The sequence below is a fragment of the Blastococcus sp. DSM 46786 genome (genome assembly GCF_900109665.1).
GTDB classification, from domain to species: Bacteria; Actinomycetota; Actinomycetes; order Mycobacteriales; family Geodermatophilaceae; genus Blastococcus; species Blastococcus carthaginiensis.
Window position 1 is genome coordinate 81,466 of record NZ_FOAO01000004.1, and the last position, 18,616, is coordinate 100,081.

General features: G+C 74.2%; 18 protein-coding genes. 11 read left to right on the plus strand and 7 right to left on the minus strand.

From position 1 onward, the window contains the following. Nucleotides 1-19 precede the first annotated feature (19 nt). The 7 genes from BMW62_RS05070 to BMW62_RS05100 form a co-directional block, all read right to left on the minus strand. On the minus strand, nt 20-700 hold the full coding sequence (locus BMW62_RS05070) for a GPR1/FUN34/YaaH family transporter (protein WP_170852214.1): 681 nt from the start codon (nt 698-700) through the stop codon (nt 20-22). After that, nucleotides 697-1,179, minus strand: a complete 483-nt coding sequence (locus BMW62_RS05075) for a hypothetical protein (protein WP_091929761.1) — start codon at nt 1,177-1,179, stop codon at nt 697-699. The genes BMW62_RS05070 and BMW62_RS05075 overlap by 4 nt, the downstream gene beginning before the upstream one ends. Further along, nucleotides 1,176-3,635 (minus strand): molybdopterin oxidoreductase family protein, encoded by a 2,460-nt coding sequence (locus BMW62_RS23115; RefSeq protein ID WP_091929762.1) that lies wholly within the window; start codon nt 3,633-3,635, stop codon nt 1,176-1,178. Before BMW62_RS23115 ends, BMW62_RS05075 begins: the two co-directional genes overlap by 4 nt. 149 nt (nt 3,636-3,784) lie before the next feature. After that, entirely contained in the window at nt 3,785-4,321 is a 537-nt protein-coding gene (locus tag BMW62_RS05085) for a DUF421 domain-containing protein (RefSeq protein ID WP_091929763.1), read from the minus strand. Between the two features lie 9 nt (nt 4,322-4,330). Continuing rightward, on the minus strand, nt 4,331-5,614 hold the full coding sequence (locus tag BMW62_RS05090; protein WP_091929764.1) for a cation:proton antiporter: 1,284 nt from the start codon (nt 5,612-5,614) through the stop codon (nt 4,331-4,333). 40 nt (nt 5,615-5,654) lie between these two features. Next, nucleotides 5,655-6,062: a four-helix bundle copper-binding protein gene (locus tag BMW62_RS05095; RefSeq protein WP_091929765.1), complete on the minus strand. Its 408-nt coding sequence runs from the start codon at nt 6,060-6,062 to the stop codon at nt 5,655-5,657. Between the two features lie 140 nt (nt 6,063-6,202). Then, a complete protein-coding gene (locus tag BMW62_RS05100) occupies nt 6,203-7,054 on the minus strand; it encodes a formate/nitrite transporter family protein (RefSeq protein ID WP_091929766.1) in 852 nt (283 codons plus the stop codon). A 245-nt stretch (nt 7,055-7,299) separates the two neighbouring features. Here BMW62_RS05100 and BMW62_RS05105 point away from each other — a divergent pair, with 245 nt between their 5' ends. From BMW62_RS05105 to BMW62_RS05155, 11 genes are all read left to right on the plus strand, one after another. Next, complete coding sequence (locus tag BMW62_RS05105) at nt 7,300-8,445, plus strand: glutathione-independent formaldehyde dehydrogenase (protein WP_091929767.1); 1,146 nt, start codon at nt 7,300-7,302, stop codon at nt 8,443-8,445. Nucleotides 8,446-8,531: 86 nt separating this feature from the next. Beyond that, nucleotides 8,532-9,740, plus strand: coding sequence for a zinc-dependent alcohol dehydrogenase (locus BMW62_RS05110; RefSeq protein ID WP_091929768.1), 1,209 nt, complete (start codon nt 8,532-8,534; stop codon nt 9,738-9,740). Nucleotides 9,741-9,799: 59 nt separating this feature from the next. After that, the gene (locus BMW62_RS05115; RefSeq protein WP_091929769.1) at nt 9,800-10,480 is read left to right on the plus strand and encodes a DsbA family oxidoreductase; all 681 of its coding nucleotides are present in this window, start codon (nt 9,800-9,802) and stop codon (nt 10,478-10,480) included. A gap of 112 nt (nt 10,481-10,592) precedes the next feature. After that, nucleotides 10,593-10,937 carry an NADH-quinone oxidoreductase subunit A gene (locus tag BMW62_RS05120; RefSeq protein WP_091929770.1) on the plus strand — a complete coding sequence of 115 codons (345 nt, stop codon included), beginning with the start codon at nt 10,593-10,595 and terminating at the stop codon, nt 10,935-10,937. Further along, the gene (locus tag BMW62_RS05125) at nt 10,928-12,010 is read left to right on the plus strand and encodes a hypothetical protein (RefSeq protein WP_091929771.1); all 1,083 of its coding nucleotides are present in this window, start codon (nt 10,928-10,930) and stop codon (nt 12,008-12,010) included. The genes BMW62_RS05120 and BMW62_RS05125 overlap by 10 nt, the downstream gene beginning before the upstream one ends. Then, the gene (locus BMW62_RS05130) at nt 12,007-12,948 is read left to right on the plus strand and encodes a complex I subunit 1 family protein (protein WP_091929894.1); all 942 of its coding nucleotides are present in this window, start codon (nt 12,007-12,009) and stop codon (nt 12,946-12,948) included. Before BMW62_RS05125 ends, BMW62_RS05130 begins: the two co-directional genes overlap by 4 nt. Nucleotide 12,949: 1 nt before the next feature. Next, on the plus strand, nt 12,950-13,477 hold the full coding sequence (locus BMW62_RS05135; RefSeq protein WP_091929772.1) for an NADH-quinone oxidoreductase subunit J: 528 nt from the start codon (nt 12,950-12,952) through the stop codon (nt 13,475-13,477). Then, nucleotides 13,474-13,776, plus strand: a complete 303-nt coding sequence (locus tag BMW62_RS05140; RefSeq protein ID WP_091929773.1) for an NADH-quinone oxidoreductase subunit NuoK — start codon at nt 13,474-13,476, stop codon at nt 13,774-13,776. Before BMW62_RS05135 ends, BMW62_RS05140 begins: the two co-directional genes overlap by 4 nt. Beyond that, nucleotides 13,773-15,692 carry a proton-conducting transporter transmembrane domain-containing protein gene (locus BMW62_RS05145; RefSeq protein ID WP_091929774.1) on the plus strand — a complete coding sequence of 640 codons (1,920 nt, stop codon included), beginning with the start codon at nt 13,773-13,775 and terminating at the stop codon, nt 15,690-15,692. The genes BMW62_RS05140 and BMW62_RS05145 overlap by 4 nt, the downstream gene beginning before the upstream one ends. Continuing rightward, nucleotides 15,689-17,185, plus strand: a complete 1,497-nt coding sequence (locus tag BMW62_RS05150; protein WP_244523852.1) for a complex I subunit 4 family protein — start codon at nt 15,689-15,691, stop codon at nt 17,183-17,185. The genes BMW62_RS05145 and BMW62_RS05150 overlap by 4 nt, the downstream gene beginning before the upstream one ends. A 6-nt stretch (nt 17,186-17,191) precedes the next feature. Continuing rightward, nucleotides 17,192-18,598, plus strand: a complete 1,407-nt coding sequence (locus BMW62_RS05155) for an NADH-quinone oxidoreductase subunit N (RefSeq protein WP_091929775.1) — start codon at nt 17,192-17,194, stop codon at nt 18,596-18,598. Nucleotides 18,599-18,616 lie beyond the last annotated feature (18 nt).

The following is an 18,616-nucleotide window of genomic DNA, read 5'->3' on the forward strand; positions in this document are numbered from 1 at the left end:
CCGACCGCCGGGGTGCGCCTCACAGCTGCGGGCGCACCCCGACCTCCCGGACCAGGTCGTCGGAGTGCAGCGGGCCCTCACCCACCATGGCGGAGCGGCCGGCGCCGCGCCGCCCGAGCGGCAGCACGGTGCGCAGCCGCGTCGCCTCCAGCTCCAGGGCGAAGGCTGCGTAGAGCGCGAGCAGCGCGAGCGCCACCCCGACCCAGCCGGCCGCCGCCTCCCAGCCCGCGGAGCCGGTCAGCTCGTAGACCCCGGTGACGGCGAACCGGGTAGCGGCCAGGGCCATGACCGCAGCCGGGACGACCTTGCTGCCGAGGGCGGCTGCCGCCGGCACGAGCATGGCCATCCCGGCCAGCAGCAGGACCACGCCGAGCCCCTGGCTGGCCGCGCCGGGCGGGTTGGTCAGCGTGGTGATCCCGGCGACCGCCCAGGTCCCGCTGAGGACCCCCATCCCGGTGGCCGCCACGGGGTCACGGCCGAGGAAGCCGAACACCGAGGCCAGCAGCTGCAGCGGCACGGTCAGGAACAGCGCGGTGAAGCCGGCCACCCGTCCCTGGTCGGCATCGATCCAGCCCAGCTGGACGGCGCTGAACATCGTCGTGGCGAGTGCCAGCGCCAGGAAGCCGAGCGGGAGCGGGGTGGCCAGCGGCCGGAGGACGACGCGCGTCCCGGCGGCGGCCGGGGCGCCGTCCGTCGTCAACTCGCCATGACCTGGGGGGAGGCCACCTTGAGGTGCGCGTTGGCCCACCGCGCCTGGCGCAGCGCCTCGGGGTGGTAGCGCTGGCTGAGCTCCAGCAGCTCCTGCTTCTTGTTCGACTGGGCCCCCTGCGCCAGGACCTCCCAGTCCAGGGAGACACCCGCCGCCTCGCGGTAGAGGTGGCGGAGGTCGGCGAGCAGCAGCAGGCCCGGTTCCGGCCGTCGTCCGATGAGGTCGGACGTCCGCTGCTTCATCGTGGCCAGCAGGCCGGGGTCCTCGGACGCCTCCGGGTCCAGGTCGAGACCGAAGTCGCGGCCGACGCGCGCCAACCCGGCGACGTGCTCCCGGGACCACGCGGCCATGTCACGGGTGATGTAGAAGACGTCGTGGTCGGCCTTGTGCTTGTCCGACATGGACGTCAGCACGGTGACCAGGTGGTTCTCCGACGCGTGCAGCGTCTCGATCGCCAGGTCGAGCTTCATGCCTGTCCTCCCACCAGCTCCTGCGCGCGGGCGCTGTCCCCGCCGACCGTCGGGGGCACGGCGCCGGTCACCGGTGCCGACCCCGTGGTCGTCGGTGCAGGGGCGGGCTTCCCCTTCCCCGAGGCCACGCGCTCGACCTGCGCTGCCGCTGTCTTGAAGATCGGTTGCTTGGACACCGGGTCCCAGTCGGTGGAGGTGAGCTCGTTGGCCGCCCGGCCGGCCTCCTTCTTCTTCGGCTGGGAGCCCTTCTCCGTGTCCCAGTAGCCGTAGTGGAAGGGGAGGAAGAGCACGCCTGGCCGGACACCGCTGATCCGCAGCCGGGCCCGCACCCGGCCGCGGGGGGTGGTGACCTCCAGGACGTCGCCCTCCGTGAGACCGCGGTCGGTGGCATCGCTCGCCGACATCTCGACCCAGACCTCGGGTGCGGCGGCGTCCAGCTGCGGGGCCCGCGCCGTCTTGGTGCGGGTGTGGAAGTGGTACAGCGTGCGGCCGGTGATCAGCTGGAACGGGAACTCCTGGCTCGGCATGTCGTGCGGCCGGATGTACTCGGCCGCCTTGAGCACCGCCCTGCCGGTCGGGTTCAGCGCCTTGTACTCGGTCTCCTCGACCGGGGCGCCGGTGATCATGTCCTTGCCGTAGCTCTCGCAGTAGTCGGGCTGCGCCCAGAACTGGCCGTCGACGTAGATGCGCTCGGTGCCGTCGGGGTGCTCGTCGTTGCACGGCCACTGGATGCCGCTGCCGCCGCGCAGCTTGTCGTAGCTCATGCCGCTGTAGTCGCACGGCCGGCCCCGGCTGCACTCCTTCCAGCCCTCGAAGGCGCCCTCGGGGTCCGACCACTTCACCAGCGGCGCGCCGTCCTTGTCCTCCAGGCCCAGTCGGTGCGCGAAGTCGAGAAGGATGTCCAGGTCCGGCCTGGCCTCGCCCGGCGGCTCCACCGCCTTCTCCGACAGGTGCACGGTGCGGTCGACGTTGGTGAAGGTGCCGGTCTTCTCCCCCCACGTCGCGGCCGGCAGGACGACGTCGGCCAGCTGAGCGGTCTCGGTCAGGAAGATGTCCTGCACCACCAGGAACAGCCGGTCCCGCGCGAGGACCTCCCGGATCCGCGCCAGCTCGGGCAGCGACACCGCCGGGTTCGTGGCGGTCACGTACATGAAGCGGATCGTGCCCTCTTCGATGTACCGCATCATCTGCATCACGTGGGTCGGTGGTGCGTAGTGCGGGATCTCCATCGGGTCGACGTTCCAGATCCGCGCGAGGTCCTGGATGTGGCTGTCGTTGGACCAGTTGCGGAACGCCGGCAGGTCGCCGTCGGCCCCGGCCTCGCGCGTGTTCTGCGCGGTCGGCTGGCCGTTCATCTGCAGGATCCCGCAGCCCGGCTTGCCGAGCATGCCGCGGATGACGTTGATGTTGTTCACCGAGACGGCGGCGGCCGAGGCCTGGTGGGACTGGTAGAAGCCCTGGAGCACCGTGGACAGCAGCCGCTCGGCCTGCCCGAGGATGCGGGCGGCCTCCCGGATCTGCTCCGCCGGGACGTCGCACACCTCGGCGGCCACCTCGGGGGTGTACTCCTCCGTCATCTTCTCGAGCTCGTCGAAGCCGACGGTGTGCGCCTGGATGTACTCCCGGTCGATCCAGCCGTTGGCGATGATCTCGTGGATCAGCGCGTTCATCAGCATCACGTTGGTGCCCGGCCGCGGCGCCAGGTGCACGGTGGCCGCCCGCGCGACCGGCGTCATGCGCGGGTCGACGCAGATGACCTCCGGCGGGTTCGGACCGGCCAGCCGGTCGAGGATGCGGGTCCAGAGCACGGTCTGGGTCTCGGCCATGTTGTGGCCGTAGAGCGCGATGACGTCGGCGTGGTCGATGTCGGTGTAGGAACCCGGCTGGCCGTCGCAGGCGAAGGTCTCCTTGAGCGCTGCGGCGGCGGTGGCGGTGCAGAGCCGGGTGTTGCCGTCGACGTGGTTGGTGCCGATCCCGCCGTGGGCGATCAGGCCGAGGGTGTAGTACTCCTCCAGGAACAGCTGGCCGGTCGTGTAGAAGCTGATGGCGCTCGGGCCCTGCTCCTCCAGCAGCTCCGTGCACCGGCCGGCCACCGCGCTCATCGCGGTCTCCCAGTCGGTCTCGACGAGCTTGCCCTTCCTGCGGATCAAGGGCTTGGTCAGCCGTTCGGGCGAGTTGTTCGCCTGCCAGCCGAAGAGGTCCTTCGGGCCGAGCCGCCCGTGGTTGACCCGGTCGACCCCGCGGCCGCGGACACCGACGATCCGCTCGTCCTTGACGGCGATGTCCAGCGCGTCACCGTTGGAGTGCAGGATCGACGCCGACTGGACCCAGCGGTCGACGTCCTCCTCGGTCAGGCCGTCGGCGAGGTGGGTGTCCACCCTCGTGGGCCAGCTCTCGCCCGGTCCGTACGGGGTCCGGGTGCCCCAGGGCTCCGCGATCCGATCGATGCGCTGCACGTGCGTCCTCCACGAGTTCGACGGGGGGTTCCAGACCCGCCTGTGCCCCACGGGCCCCCGACCCGAACGTCCGCCCCGGCGAGCTGACACCGCTTCGTCACCTCTGCCGCAGCCGCCCGCAGCCAGATGGGGAAGAACTGCGGGCGCGGTCAGGCCTGCGCACCGTGGCGGCGGGCGTCGGCCCCCGCCACCCCCTCGAGCGCGGCGCCGGTGCCGTACTTCTCCGCCGGGATCACGCTCAGCGAGCCGTCGCTCTCCAGCACCACCGCGGCGACGTCGGCCAGGTCCCCGGATCCCGAGGAGCGGACCGCCTGGCGGATCTCGTCGATGCCGATCCGCACCTCACGCATCCGGTCGGGCAGCGGCTCGCCGTCGCTGAGCACCAGCGTCGGACGGGACGTGACGACGGTCCGCAGCCCCGGCCAGCGGACGGTCAACCACGCGACCACCGCCTGCAGCAGCGCGAGCAGTCCGAGCGCGACGGCGCCCTCGACCCAGGCGACGTCGCTGCTGAGCAGGATGGTGGCCAGGGTGGACCCCAGCGCCACGGTGACCACCAGGTCGAAGGCGTTGAGCTTGGTGAGCGTCCGTTTGCCGGAGAGCCGCAGGGCGACCACCACGGTGGCGTAGGCCGCCGCCCCCACCAGCAGCACCCGGATGACGTCGGACCAGTTGTCGAACCACATGGGGCGCCCCTACCCGTCCGGCCCCGGCGACGACGCGGACCGGTTGTGATCCTGGTCCCGGCCCTCCTCCGCGCCCGCATCTCTGCCCTCGGGGCCGGTCAGCGTGCGGTAGACGACACGCCCCGGCGTCGCCGTCAGGCCGTGCACCACGGTGCTGACCGCGACGACCAGCGTGCCGGCGACGAGCACCACCGGGTCGATCGCCAGCCGTTCGGACTCCAGCGTCAGGTAGAACAGCGCGGACACCCCGATCGGCCCGAACCAGCCGAGGTAGGCGGCATCCGGCCGGGCCAGGTGCAGCGGGCGGCGGAGCAGGTAGACGACCGGCGGGCGGCGCAGCAGCAGCACCAGGACGGCGAACAGCAGCCCGCTCCAGCCCAGGGTGCGCCACTCCGCCCACGGCAGGATGGCACCGAACGCCAGGAACAGCGGGAGGACGACGAACCGGTTGACCGCCTCGTCGATCCGGACGTCGGCCTCGCGCTCCCGCCCGGTGCTCACCGCGTTGAAGGCGAGCCCGCAGACGAAGACGGCGAAGATCCCGTCGACGTGGATCAGCCCGCCCACCCCCAGGGTGGCGAAGGCCAGCACGATCGTGAACACCAGTTCGGGCCCCGGGTCGGTGGCCCCGTGGTCGGCACCGGCCTTGAGGGCCTGACCACCGAGCCAGCCCAGGAACGCCCCCAGCAGCAGCGCACCGCCCACGTCCCAGAGCGTCTCGAGCAGCGCACCACCCATGGACAGCGGGCCGGCCAGCGCCAGCGCGACCAGCACCAGCGCGAGCGCCAGCCCGTCGTTGGCGCCGGACTCCAGGGAGAGGACCTGCCGGTCGCGGCCGGGCAGGTCCTCCTCGGCGGGCTTGCCGGTGGTCACGGTCGAGGCGAGCACCGGGTCGGTCGGGGTCAGCGCGGCGCCGATCAGCGCGGCCACCCCGAGCCCGACGCCGAGGGTCAGCGCGGCGAGCCCGGCGGTGACGACCGCCATGGCCGGCATGACCACGGCCAGCAGGAGCAGCACCGGCCGCCAGCGGGCGCGTGCGGTGCGGAACGGGTAGCGCAGCGCGACGGACATGACCGAGACGGCGAGCAGGAGGCGGGCCGCGGTGTGCAGCCACGCGTGGTCCTCCAGCAGATCGGGCACGGGCAGGATGCCGAGCACCGCCGGGCCGAGGAGGACCCCGATGGCCAGCGCGATGAGCGGCTCGCTGACCGGGAGGCGACGGATCCGCTCCGACCACGCGGCGGCGACGAGCGCGAGGGCACCCGCCGCCACCAGGAGCACGTCGACGGTCACCGCGTGCCGCCGGTCGTTCCGCCACTCGACGGCACGGCGGTCAGCCCAGCGTGCTGATGAGGTCCCGGCAGGCGGCCTCGCAGCGGCGGCAGGCCTCGGCGCAGACGCGGCAGTGCTCGTGCATCCCGGCGTGGCCCGAGCACTCGTCCCCGCAGGCCTTGCACGCGGCGGCGCAGGCCTCGAGGACCGCACGGGTCAGGTTGGCGTCGTAGCCGGTGTGGCGGGAGAGGACCCGTCCGGTGGTGTCGCAGATGTCGGCGCAGTCGGTGTTGGTGCGGATGCACGTCGTGAGCTCCGCGACCGTGTCCTCGCTGAGGCAGGCGTCGGCGCAGGCGGTGCACGCCTGGGCGCACTCGACGCACGCCTCGATGCACTCCAGGAGCTTCTGCCGGTCCACCCCGCCGAGGTCCTTCGGGTAGGTGTCGAGCATCCGGGCGGCGACGGTCACGTCGGTCTCCTTCGCTGGTCGGCCCGGTCGCGACCGCGGCCGGGGGCTCTCGCCGGACTCGCCCTACCCCTGTCGTCGGCTGCCGAACGCCGCCCGGCGCATGACGATCCCGTGACGGGCGTGCTCCGGCGCGGGCCTGGTCAGCCCCGCTCGGCCGGCTCGGCGGCCGCCTCCTCCGGGGAGGGCTCCGGCTCGTCCCGGAGGAACAGGTACCAGTAGGACGTCGCCACGAAGACGACCGCGCCCACGAGGTTCCCCGCCCCGGCCAGCAGCCAGTTCAGCAGGGTGTCGTCCCAGCCGATGTCGGGGACCCCGGCGAAGATCGCGGCCGGCAGGAAGAACATGTTCGCGACGACGTGGTCGAAGCCCATCGCCACGAAGGCCATGATCGGGAAGAAGAGCGCCAGGATCTTCCCCGACACCGACGTGGCCGCCAGCGACATCCAGACCGCGAGGCAGACCAGCCAGTTGCAGCCCACCGCCCGCAGGAAGGTCTGCCACGGCGACTCCCCCAGGGCCTTGCCCTCGGCGATGGAGGCCAGCCGCTCGTAGGTGAGCGCCGCGCTGCCCGCCGCGTCGGCGTCCCCGATCACACCGGTCTGGACGGCGAGGAAGTAGGCCACGAACAACGCGCCGACCACGTTGCCCAGCAGGACCAGGGTGAGGTTGCGGGCGACGTCGCCCATGCCGAGCTTGCCGTGCATGGCACCCATCGGGACCAGCAGCATGTTGCCGGTCGCGAGGTCGGAGCCGGCGATCAGCACCAGCACGAGGCCGAGGGTGAACGTCGCCCCGGTGAACAGGGTCGGCAGCGTTCCCCACGTCTCCGGGTCCAGCCCCGAGGAGACGGTGATCGCGACCAGGCCGCCGAAGGCGATGTAGGCCCCGGCCAGGAAGGCGCTGACCAGCACCCGGTCCCAGCCGCGATCGACCTTCTTGGCGCCCATCGCGGTGGCCGCCTGCGCCATCTCCTTCGGTTGCCGCGCCGCCATCGTCGCCCCTCCGGTCGGTGGACCACCCTCCCGGCAGGGTCCCGCCCGGTCGCGGCCGCGGCAAGCCGAGCCGGCAGCCCCGACCGGCCGACCTCGATCGGATCGCGGGCGGCCGAGTACCCGCCGGCGGACCGGGTAGTGCCGGAGCGGCGCGAGGACCCCCGGTGCGCAGGCACCGGCCGGAGCCGGCGCCCCGTCCCGGGCGGCGTCGCTGCGCCGCCCCCCTCCAGCGGAAGGACCAGTCCATGAAGGCCGTCGTCTACCGGGGCCCGAAGAAGGTCGCCGTCGAAGAGGTCCCCGACCCGACGATCCAGTCCCCCACCGACGCCATCATCCGCATCACCACCACGAACATCTGCGGGTCCGACCTGCACATGTACGAGGGCCGCACCCCCGTCGAGGAGGGCAAGGTCCTCGGCCACGAGAACATGGGCGTCGTCGAGGCCGTCGGCGAGGGCGTCGACCGGATCCAGGTCGGCGACCGGGTGTCGGTGCCCTTCAACATCGCCTGCGGCACCTGCCGCAACTGCACCCAGGGGTGGACGTCGTTCTGCCTGCGCGCCAACCCGACCGAGGGCGTGGACGGCGCCGCGTACGGCTACGCCAGCATGGGGCCCTACGACGGCGGCCAGGCGGAGTACCTGCGGGTGCCGTGGGCGGACTTCAACCTGCTGCACCTGCCCGCCGGCGAGGAGCACGAGAACGACTTCACGATGCTGTCGGACATCTTCCCGACCGGGTGGCACGGGGTGGAGCTCTCCGGCTTCCAGGTCGGTGACCGCGTCGCGGTGTTCGGCGGCGGTCCCGTCGGGCTCATGGCCGCGCACAGCGCGATGATCCGCGGCGCCTCGCAGGTCTTCGTCGTCGACAAGGAGAACGACCGGCTCGCGCTGGCCGAGAAGTTCGGGGCCACGCCGGTCGACTTCAGCGCGCACGACCCGGTCGAGCAGTTGCTGGACGCCACCGGCGGGCGCGGCGTCGACCGCGGCGTCGAGGCCGTCGGCTACCAGGCGCACGACCCCTCCGGCGAGGAGCACCCCGAGCTGGTGCTGGACAACCTGGCGCAGGTGGTGCGCTCGACCGGCGGCATCGGCGTGGTCGGCGTCTACATGCCGCAGGACCCCGGGGCGAACGGCGAGCTGGCCCAGCAGGGCCGGATCCCGTGGCAGTTCGGGACCTTCTTCACCAAGGGTCAGTCGATGGGCACCGGGCAGGCACCGGTGAAGCGGTACAACCGCCGGTTGCGCGACCTGATCGTCGCCGGCCGGGCCACGCCCGGCCTGATCACCTCCCACGAGCTCGGCCTGGACCAGGCGGCAGAGGGGTACCAGCGCTTCGACCAGCGGGACGACGGCTGGACCAAGGTGCTGCTCCGCCCCGGCCAGGCCTGAGGGAAGGCCCCGCCCTCCCCACACCCTCGTGCGCCCGGGGTGAGCCTCCGGGCCGCGCCGAAGACCACCATCCCAGGAGGAACACCATGAAGGCAGTCGTGTGGCACGGCGTCGGGGACATCCGGTTGGACGACGTCCCCGACCCGACCATCCAGGACCCGACCGACGCCATCGTCGAGATCACCGCGAGCGGCATCTGCGGCACCGACCTGCACTTCGTGCGGGGCACGATGTCGGGCATGGTCGAGGGCACGATCCTCGGCCACGAGGCCGTGGGCGTGGTGCGCGAGACCGGGCCGGGCGTGCGCAACCTGCGCGCCGGGGACCGGGTCGTCATCCCGTCCACGGTCGGCTGCGGGGTCTGCTCGTACTGCCGCGCCGGCTACTACGCGCAGTGCGACAACGCGAACCCGAACGGGCCGTCGGCCGGCACCTGCTTCTTCGGCGGGCCGCAGACCACCGGCCCCGTCGACGGCCTGCAGGCGCAGTACGCGCGCATCCCGTTCGCCCACGTCGGCCCCGTCTGGCTGCCGCCGGAGGTGACCGACGACCAGGCCATCCTGCTGTCGGACATCTACCCGACGGCCTGGTTCGGCGCGCGGCTGGCCGAGGTGGAACCGGGTGACACGGTGCTGGTCCTGGGCGCCGGCCCGGTCGGCCAGTTCGCGATCACCAGTGCCTTCCAGCAGGGCGCCGGGCGCGTGCTCGTCGTCGACGGCGTCGCCAGCCGGCTGGACCAGGCGCGCGGGCGCGGCGCGGAGGCGATCGACTTCAACGCCGAGGACCCGGTCTCCGTCGTCCAGGAGCTCACCGGCGGGATCGGCGTGGACCGCGTCATCGACGCCGTCGGCGTCGACGCCCAGCGGCCGAAGTCCGGCCCGGCGGCGGAGACGGCGGAGCAGCAGGCGGGGACGTTCGACCAGGAGCGGTCGCAGGTCGCACCCGAGCAGAACCCGCAGGGCGACACGTGGGTGGCCGGCGACGCACCCGGCCAGGCGGCGCAGTGGGCGGTGCAGGCCGTGGCCAAGGCCGGGACGATCGGGATCATCGGCGTCTACCCGCCCGAGATGACCAGCTATCCGATCGGTGCGGCGATGAACAAGAACCTGACGGTGAAGATGGGCAACTGCAACCACCGCCGGTACATCCCGCAGCTGCTCGACCTGGTGCGCACCGGTGCCATCGACCCCTCGACGGTGCTCACCCAGGTCGAGGACATGCCGTCGGTGCTCGACGCCTACGAGACGTTCGACCGGCGCGAGAGCGGCTGGACGAAGGCGGTCGTCGCGCCCTGACCGGCTCGCTGCGCTGCCGGTACGGGTGTGCCGGCGGCGCGGTGGGTAGGGCCGCTGCCATGCCGATCGACGTCGCACCGGGCACCGTCGTCGTCTTCACCGACGTCGTCTGCGCCTGGTCCACCGTGGCCCTGCACCGCTTCTACACGGCCCGGGCACGCCTCGGGCTCGACGACGCGGTGCGGGTGGACCACCGGCTCTTCCTGCTGGAGGACGTCAACCGCTTCGCGATCCCGCGGGGCATGGTCGACGCCGAGATCCCGGTGGTCGGGCAGCTGGAGCCCTCGCTGGGGCTCTCCCCCTGGCAGGGCGAGCCGTCGGCGTGGCCGGTGACCGGCCTGCCGGCCGACGAGGCGGTGCACGCGGCCAAGGAGCAGTCCGCGGACGCGGCCGAGCAGCTGGACATGGCGCTGCGGCTGGCGTTCTTCCGCGACAGCCGGTGCATCAGCATGGTGCACGAGGTCGTCGACGTCGCCCGCGGCTGCGACCTCGTGGACGCCGACGCGGTCGCCGCCGCGCTGGACGACGGGCGGGCCCGCGGCGCGATGATGGCCGGCTACCGGGCGCACCGGGACGACGTGCAGGGCAGCCCGCACTTCTTCCTCGCCGACGGCTCGGACGTCCACAACCCCGGGGTGGCGATGCACCCGGACGAGGCCGGCGGCTACCCCGTCGTCGACTCCGACGACCCGTCGGTCTACGACGACCTGGTCCGCCGCGCCGCCGGCCAGCGGGGGTAGCGGCGCCCTGCGGGGCCCCCGGGCCGCCTCCCGACGTCACCGCATCGTCATGCGTGCACCGGTCGGCACCGGGTAGCGCGCTCGCGGTGATCACCGACCGGGAGGAGGGCGCATGTACCTGGCCGCGGCCGTGATGCTGCTGCTCGGCGCGGCGGTCGCGGTGGGCGCGTGGCGCCTCCACCGGGTCACCGCCGTGGACCCCGCTCCGCTGGCGACGCTGCCGTTCCTCTCCGGGTGGCGGCCCCGGGAGCACGCCCTGTCGCGGTTCCACGCCCGCTACTACCCCGTCACGCTGCTGTTCCTGGCCTTCGACGTGGAGATGCTCTACATGTACCCGTGGGTCACCGTCGTGGCCGAGGTCGGCGTCTCCGCGGTGGTGGAGATGTTCGTCTTCCTCGGCGTCCTCATGGTGGGCGTGCTCTGGGCCTGGCGCGAAGGTGCGCTGCGATGGGTCTGAGGGAACGGCTGACGACGGCGGCCGTCCGGCGGGTCGCGGTCCTGGTCGTGGAGGTGCCCGGCTGGGGACGGACCCGGTGCGCCGCCGAGGAGCAGCTCCGCCGGCGCGGCTGGCGGCCGGCCCTCACGCCCGCGGACGCCGACGCCCTGCTGGTCTGCGGCGTGCCCGGCGCCCGGCTGGCGGCCGCCGTCGACCTCGTCTGGGACCAGCTGCCCGGCCCCCGGGCCCGGGCGGAGGTGCTCGACCCGGCCGGGACCGCCGCGGCGCTGGACCGGGTCGTGGCCGAGCTCTCCGACGACGCCGCGCAGCGGGCGGACGCCGCGTCCCGGCCGGGAGAGCCGGCCATGGGGATCGAGGCCGGCGCGGACCCCGCGCAGGACGACGCCGAGGACATGGATCACGGGGACGACGACCCCGAGGACGACTCCGAGGACATGGACGACGGCGACATGGACATGGACATGCCGATGCCGGCGGGCATCCCGCTGGCCGGCGGGGGCGACGCGCGGGACGGGCTGGAGATGGACGTGCTGCACGTGCCGCTCGGCCCCGTCCTGCCCGCGTGGCCGGCCGGCCTGGTGCTGCACTGCACCGTGCAGGGCGACGTCGTCCAGGAGACCCGCGCGGAGGTGCTGCCCCCCGATCCGGCGGCGGAGCCCGACGGGGACCTCGTCCCCGGATCGCCGGCCGACCGCTGCGACCGGGCCGCGGGCATCCTCGCGCTCGCCGGGTGGGCGGACGCCGCCGCGGCCGCCGCCCGGCTGCGCGACGACCTGCTGAGCCCGGGGAACCCCGGGGCCTGCCGCTCCGCGCTGGAGCGGCTGACCCGGCGCGTCCGGCGGTCCCGCACCCTGCGCTGGACGCTGCCGGGCCAGCTGCACGGCCGCCTCCTCGCCCTCCTCGACGAGGCGGCGGCTGCGCTGACCGGCACCCCCACCCCGATCGCCCTCCTCCCCCTCGACGACCTCGCCCCGCTGGTCACCGGGCAGGAGCTGGGCGCGGTGCGGCTGCGGGTGGCCGCCGCCGAACTGGCACCGGGGACGCTCGTGCGCAGCGGGGCGGGGCTGTCGTGACGGGCTCCTCCCTGACCCAGGTGTCGGCGGCGTGGGTGCCGCTGGCCGCCGTCCTCCTCCTCGCCGTCGCGGCCGCCGGCGCGGCGTTCGACGGGGCGGTCGCCGCCCGCGCCGAGGGCCGGCCCTGGCAGCACGGCGCGGGGGTGCCGGTGGCGGAGACGGCCCGGCTGCTGCGGCAACGGCGGCGGCGGACGGTCGCCGCCGACCGGCCGCTGGAGCTGGTCGGCACCGGCGGCCTCGTCGTCGTCGCGTTGCTCATGGTCGTCGTGGTGCCGCTCGGCCGCTGGACGCTGGGAGACCTGCCCGTGGGCATCGTCTGGTTCAACGCCATGGACGTCGTGGTGTGGGCGCTCGTGTGGCTCGCCGGGTGGGGGCCCAACAGCGCGCACGCCCTGGTGGGCGGCTACCGCTTCCTCGCCCAGGCCCTGGCCTACGAGCTGCCGCTGATGTTCGCGATCACCGCGCCGGCCGTGGCCGCGGGCAGCCTGGCCGTGGGCGACGTCGTCGCCGCGCAGGAGGGGCTGTGGTTCGCCGTCTGGATGCCGGTCGCCTTCCTGGTCTTCTGCGGCGCGGTGCTCGCCTTCTCCGTGCGCGCCCCGTTCTCCGCACCCGCCGGCACCGATCTCGCCGGGGGCGTGCTCGCCGACTCCTCCGGGATCGACCGCTGGCTGCTGCTCGCCGGCCGCTGGGCGCTGATGGCCGCGGGCTCGGCCTTCGCCGTGGCCGTCTTCCTCGGCGGCGGCCACGGGCCGCTGCTGCCGGCGTGGCTCTGGTCGCTGGTCAAGACCGCCGCGCTGCTGGCCGCGCTGGTGTGGGTGCGGCGGCGGCTGCCGACCGTCCGGCCCGACCGGCTGCTGCCGTTCGGGTGGGTGGTCGTGCTCCCGCTGGTGCTGCTGCAACTGCTGGTGGTCGCCGTGGTCGTGGTGGGGAGGGGCTGAGGTGGTCGACGACATCGTGTTCTGGGGGCTGGCGGTCGTCGCCGTCGCCTCGGGGATCGCCGTCTTCCGCGTGGACTCGATGGCGCGGGCGACCTACGCGCTCGCCGTCTCCTTCGTCGCCGTCGGGCTGGCGCTGCTGCTGTTCGGCCTGGACTACCTGGGCGTCGTCGTCGTCCTGATGATGGTGATGGAGATGGCGATCATGGCCATCTACATGATCATGTTCATGGGGATGAACCCCGCGCTCATGCCGATGAGCATGGTGCACGGGAAGCGGACGTCGCTCGCCGTCGCGGGGCTGACCTTCGCCGTGCTGGCCGCCGGCATCCTGCTGGTCGACTGGCCGGAGCGCCGCGGTGCGCCCGCCGCCGACCTCACGCTCGCCGTCGGCCGGGCGGTCATGGGCGGCAAGATGCTGGTGATGATGACCGTGAGCGCGGTCCTCTTCGCCACGATCGTCTCCGCCCTGGTCCTGGCCCTCCCCCGCGGCCGCTACGACGACGACCCCGCGGACGAGGCGGCGTCGTGACCCTGCAGACCGTTCTCCTGGTGGCCGCCGCGCTGTTCTGCGTGGGGCTCTACGGCGCCATCTCCCAGCAGGTCGTCGTCATGGTGATGATGGGCCTGGAGCTGATGCTCAACGGCGTCATCCTCGCCGCCGGCGCCTTCTGGTGGTTCCTCTCCCCTGCGCCCGACGGGCAGGTCCTGCTGCTGGTCGTCATCACGGCGATGACCGTGGAGATGGCCATGGGTTTCGCCGTCGCCACCCTGCTGCACCGCTCCCGCGGGTCGGACATGACCGACATGGCCACGGACCTGTCCCGGTGACCGCGCTGCTCTGGGCGCTCGTCGTGCTGCCCGCGGTCGTCGGTGCGCTGCTGTGCGGAGCCGGTCGCCGGGCGGACCGGGTGGCGCCGGCCGTCGCCGTCGGCACCGCCGGCCTGGTGCTGGCCGCGGCGATCGCGGTCGCCGTGTCGCGGCCGGCGGTCTCCGTGCCGTTCCTGCCGGGCGCGGACCTGGGCCTCGCGGTGGACGCGCTCACCGCCGTGGTGCTGCCCGCCGTCGCCGCGGTCACCCTGCTGGTGCTCGTCTTCTCGGCCGGCGAGATCACCGGCGCCCGGGGCCGGTTCTTCGGCCTCATGCTGCTGTTCGAGGCGGCCGTCGCGCTCACGACCGTCGCCACCACGCTGCCCGCGCTGCTGTTCGCCTGGGAGGTCATGGGCGCCACCTCCTACGCGCTCATCGCCTTCTCCTGGCGCGATCCCGACCGGGTCGGCGCGGGGACCACCGCGTTCCTCACCACCCGGGCGGCCGACCTCGGCCTGTACGTCGCGGCCGGCGCGGCCCTGGCCGGTGGCGCCGGGCTGGGGCTCGACCGGCTGGCGGACGCCGGGGGGCCGTGGCTGGACGTCGTCGCCGCGGGCGTGCTCGTCGCCGCCCTGGGGAAGGCGGCGCAGCTGCCCTTCTCGTTCTGGCTGTCGCGGGCGATGGAGGGGCCCAGCCCGGTCAGCGCCCTGCTGCACTCCGCGGCGATGGTGGCGATGGGCGGCTACCTCCTGCTGCGCACCGCGCCCCTGCTCGCGGCCAGCGGCTGGGCCGACGACGCCGCCGCCTGGGTGGGCGCTCTCACGGCGGTCGCCCTGGGCGCCGTGGCGGTGGCCCAGCGGGACCTCAAGCAGCTGCTCGCCGCCTCCACCGCGGCGCAGCTCGGCTACGTGGTCCTGGCCGCCGGTGTCGCCGCCGTCTCCGGGGGCGCCGCCCACCTGGTGGCCCACGCGTCCACCAAGGCGCTGCTGTTCCTCGCCGCCGGCGCGTGGCTGTCGGCGCTGGGCACCAAGCAGCTGCCCGCGCTTCGCGGGGCCGCCCGCCGCTGGCCGGTCGTCGGCGTTCCGGCCGCGGTCGGCGCGCTCTCCCTGGCCGGGGTCGTACCGCTGTCGCTGTGGGCCAGCAAGGACGAGGTCCTCGCCGTCGCGCGGGAGCACTCGCTGCCGCTGTACGTGGTGGGCCTCGCCGGCGCCGCGCTCTCGGCCGCCTACGCGGGCAAGGTGCTGTGGATCCTCTGGCGCCGGCCTCCTGCCGCCGCCGAGAGCGGGTACGACACCGAGCGCCCGGGCACCCGGCAGGTCGGCGGGCTGCAGCAGGCGCCGCTGGGCGTCCTCGCCGCCGGCGCCGCCGTGCTGGGCCTGCTCGTCTGGCCGCCGGTGGGCACGGCGATCCGCACGGCCCTGGGCGAGACCGGCCTGCCCCGCCCGTCCGTGCTCGAGATGGTCCTCTCCGCCGTCCTGGCGGTCGGGGTGGTGCTGGCCGTGGGCCGCCTGCCCCTGCCCGAGCCCCGCTGGGCGGCGGGCTGGCTCGGCCTGGGGACGGCGACGCAGGTCGTGGCGGTGCGCCCGGTGCTGCGGCTGGCCGAGGCCCTCGCCCGGTTCGACGACCGGGTGCTCGACCGGTCGGTCACGGCGGCGGCCGTCGCCGTGCGGGGCGCGGCAGGCGGCTTCGCCCGGTTCGACGACCGGGTGCTCGACCGCGCCGTCGAGGCGACCGGGACCGGCGGCGTCCGGGCCGCCCGGGGGGCCGCGGTCGCCGACACCACCGGCTTCGACGGGGCCGCCGAGGGCGTGGCCGCGGCGCTGCGCCGGCTCGGCGACCTGCTCCGGCGGACGCAGACCGGTCAGCTCCACCAGTACTACGTCCAGGCCGCCGTGGTGCTCGCCGCCGCGCTGGCGCTCCTCCTCCTGACGAGGTGACCGTGCTCAGCCTGATCGTCTTCCTCCCGCTGGCCGCCGCGGTCGTGCTCGGGGCCGCGCGGGCCCTGCCCGACGCGGTGTCGCGGTGGACGTGGCTCGGGGTGACCGTCGCCGAACTGGCGCTGGTCGCCGTGCTGGTCGCCGGCTACGACACCCCTCCCGACGGCGGGCTGGCCTGGGAGGAGCGCCTGCGCTGGATCCCGTCGGTGGGCAGCAGCTACCACGTCGGGGTCGACGGGCTCTCGCTGCCGCTGGTCGCCCTGACCGCCGTCGTCTTCTGCGCCTGCGCGGTCCACGCGCTGAAGGATGCGCGCCGCCCCCGCGCCCAGGCCGCGCTCTTCCTCTTCCTGCAGTCGACCTGCCTGGGGCTGTTCGTCGCCCAGGACCTGATCCTGTTCTTCGTCTTCTTCGACCTGTCGATCGTCGGCATGTACTTCGTCATCGCCGGCTGGGGCCACGGCGGCGCCGCACGGTCGGCCCTGAAGTTCTTCCTCTACACGTTCCTCGGCAGCCTGGCGCTGCTGGTCGGCTTCATCGGCCTCTACCTCGCCGCGGACCCGCACACCTTCGACATCCCCGAGCTCGTCGCCGCGGCGCCGCTGGCCGACGACGCCGTGGCCGGGGCCTGGGTGCTCGGGGCGATCCTGCTCGGCCTCGCCGTCAAGACGCCGACCGTGCCCTTCCACACCTGGCTCCCGCCCGCGCACACCGACGCGCCGGCGATCGGCTCGGCGGTGCTGGCCGGGATCCTCCTGAAGATGGGGACCTACGGGTTCGTCCGCATCGCCATGCCCGCCCTGCCCGACGCGTGGCAGGCCTGGGCATGGGTGGTGCTCACCGTCGGCGTCGTCTCCGTCCTCTACGGCGCCCTCGTGGCGCTGGCCCAGACCGACGTGAAGCGGATGATCGCCTACACCTCGGTCAACCACATGGGCTACGTGCTCGTGGCCGTCGGCGCCGCGGGTGTGGTGGCCGACGGGGCCCAGGAGGCCCGCGAGCTGGCGGTGACCGGCGCGGTCACCCAGATGGTGAGCCACGGGCTGATCACCAGCGCGTTGTTCCTCCTGGCCGGGGTGCTCCACGACCGCGTCGGCAGCTACGCGATGGCCGACTTCGGTGGCCTCGCCGCGCCGGCCCCCCGGTACGCGGGCCTCTTCGCGGTCGGCGCCTTCGCGTCGCTGGGGCTGCCGGCGTTCAGCGGTTTCGTCGCCGAGTTCCAGATCTTCGCCGGCAGCATCGGCGCCACCTGGTTCGCGGTGCTCGCCGTCCCCGGCATCCTGCTCACCGCGGCGCTGTTCCTGCGCGCCTACCAGCGGTTGTTCACGGGGCCGACCGCCGGCCGGGCGGAGGGCTTTCCCGACCTGCGCACCCACGAACTGCTGCCCGTCGGCGGGCTGCTGCTGCTGTCGCTGCTGATCGGCGTGGTGCCCTGGCCGCTGCTGGACCTCATCGCACCGGCGGCGGAGACCGTCGTCGGCCTGGTCTCCCGGTAGCCGCCCGTGCACAAGGAACCGCTGGCGCTGCTCCCCGAGATCTGCCTGCTGGTCGGCGCCGTCACCACCCTGCTCGCCGGATCCTTCCTCCCGCGCGAGCGGCAGTGGGGTGCGCGCCTCGTCGCCACGGCGGCCCTGGTCGCGGCCGGGATCACGGCCGCCGTCGCCCTCGCCGACCCCGCGCGGACCGTCTACGGGGGGACCTTCGCCGTCGACACCGCCACCGGCGCCGTCCGGCTGGTGGTCGCCGCCGCCACGCTGCTGGTCATCGGCCTCGGCGTCGACGAACTGGCCGGCACCCGCCGCGAGAGCGAGACCTACGCGCTGCTGCTGCTCGGCGCGCTCGGCGCCACCGTGATGGGCAGCACCACCGACCTGCTGGTGCTGGCCGTCGCCTTCCTGCTCGGCAGCATCCCGCTGTACGGGCTGGTCGGGATGCTGCGCTCGCCCGGCGCCGCCGAGGCCGCGCTCAAGACCTACCTGCTGGGCGCCCTGTTCGGCATCCTGCTGCTGCTGGGCACGACCGTGCTCTACGGGCTGGGCGGGGCCACCGCGTACGCGGGGCTCGCGACCGGGCTGGAGGGCGCCCCGGTGGCTGCGCTCGCCGTCGGCCTGCTGGGGGTGCTGGCCGGTCTGGTGTTCAAGGCCGGGGGCGTACCGGGGCACTTCTGGGTGCCCGACGCCGCGCAGGCGGCGGGGACGCCGGCGGCCGCCTTCCTCACCACCGTGCCCAAGGTCGGCGCGCTGGTGGCGGTCTTCCGGCTGGTCGACGTGCTGCCCGGGTCCGCGGACTGGCCGCTGCTGGTCGCCGTGCTCGCCGCGGTCACCATGACGCTGGGCAACCTGGCGGCGTTCGCGCAGTCCGACGTCCGGCGGCTGCTCGGCTGGTCCACCGTCAGCCAGGTCGGCTACCTGCTGCTGCCCGTGGCCGTCGCCGGCCGCACCGGCGAGGCGCTGCCCGCGCTGCTGTTCTACCTGGGCGCCTACGCGGTCACCAACCTCGCCGCGTTCGCCGTCGTCGCCGCCGTCCCCGACCGCCGGGGCCTCGAGGAGTCCCGCGGTCTCGCCACGGCCTCCCCGTGGCTGGCCGGCGCGCTGGTGGTCGCGCTGCTGGGCCTGGTCGGCACCCCGCCGACGGCGGTGTTCGTCGGCAAGCTGACGGTCTTCACCGCCGCCTGGGACGGCGGGCTGGCCTGGCTGGTCGTGGTGGCCGCCGCGAACACGGTCGCCAGCCTCTTCTACTACCTCCGCTGGCTCGCGCCGGTGTTCCGCCGTCCGGAGGAGGATGCCGGGGACGGCGGCACCAGGCCCTTCGCCGCGGTGGCCGCGGTGCTGGCCGCCGCCTGCATCCTCGGGCTGGGCCTGGCCGCCGGTGCCGTCCTGCCGCTGCTGGACGGCCCGCTCGCACGATGAGTGCGCGCCGCGCCGGGG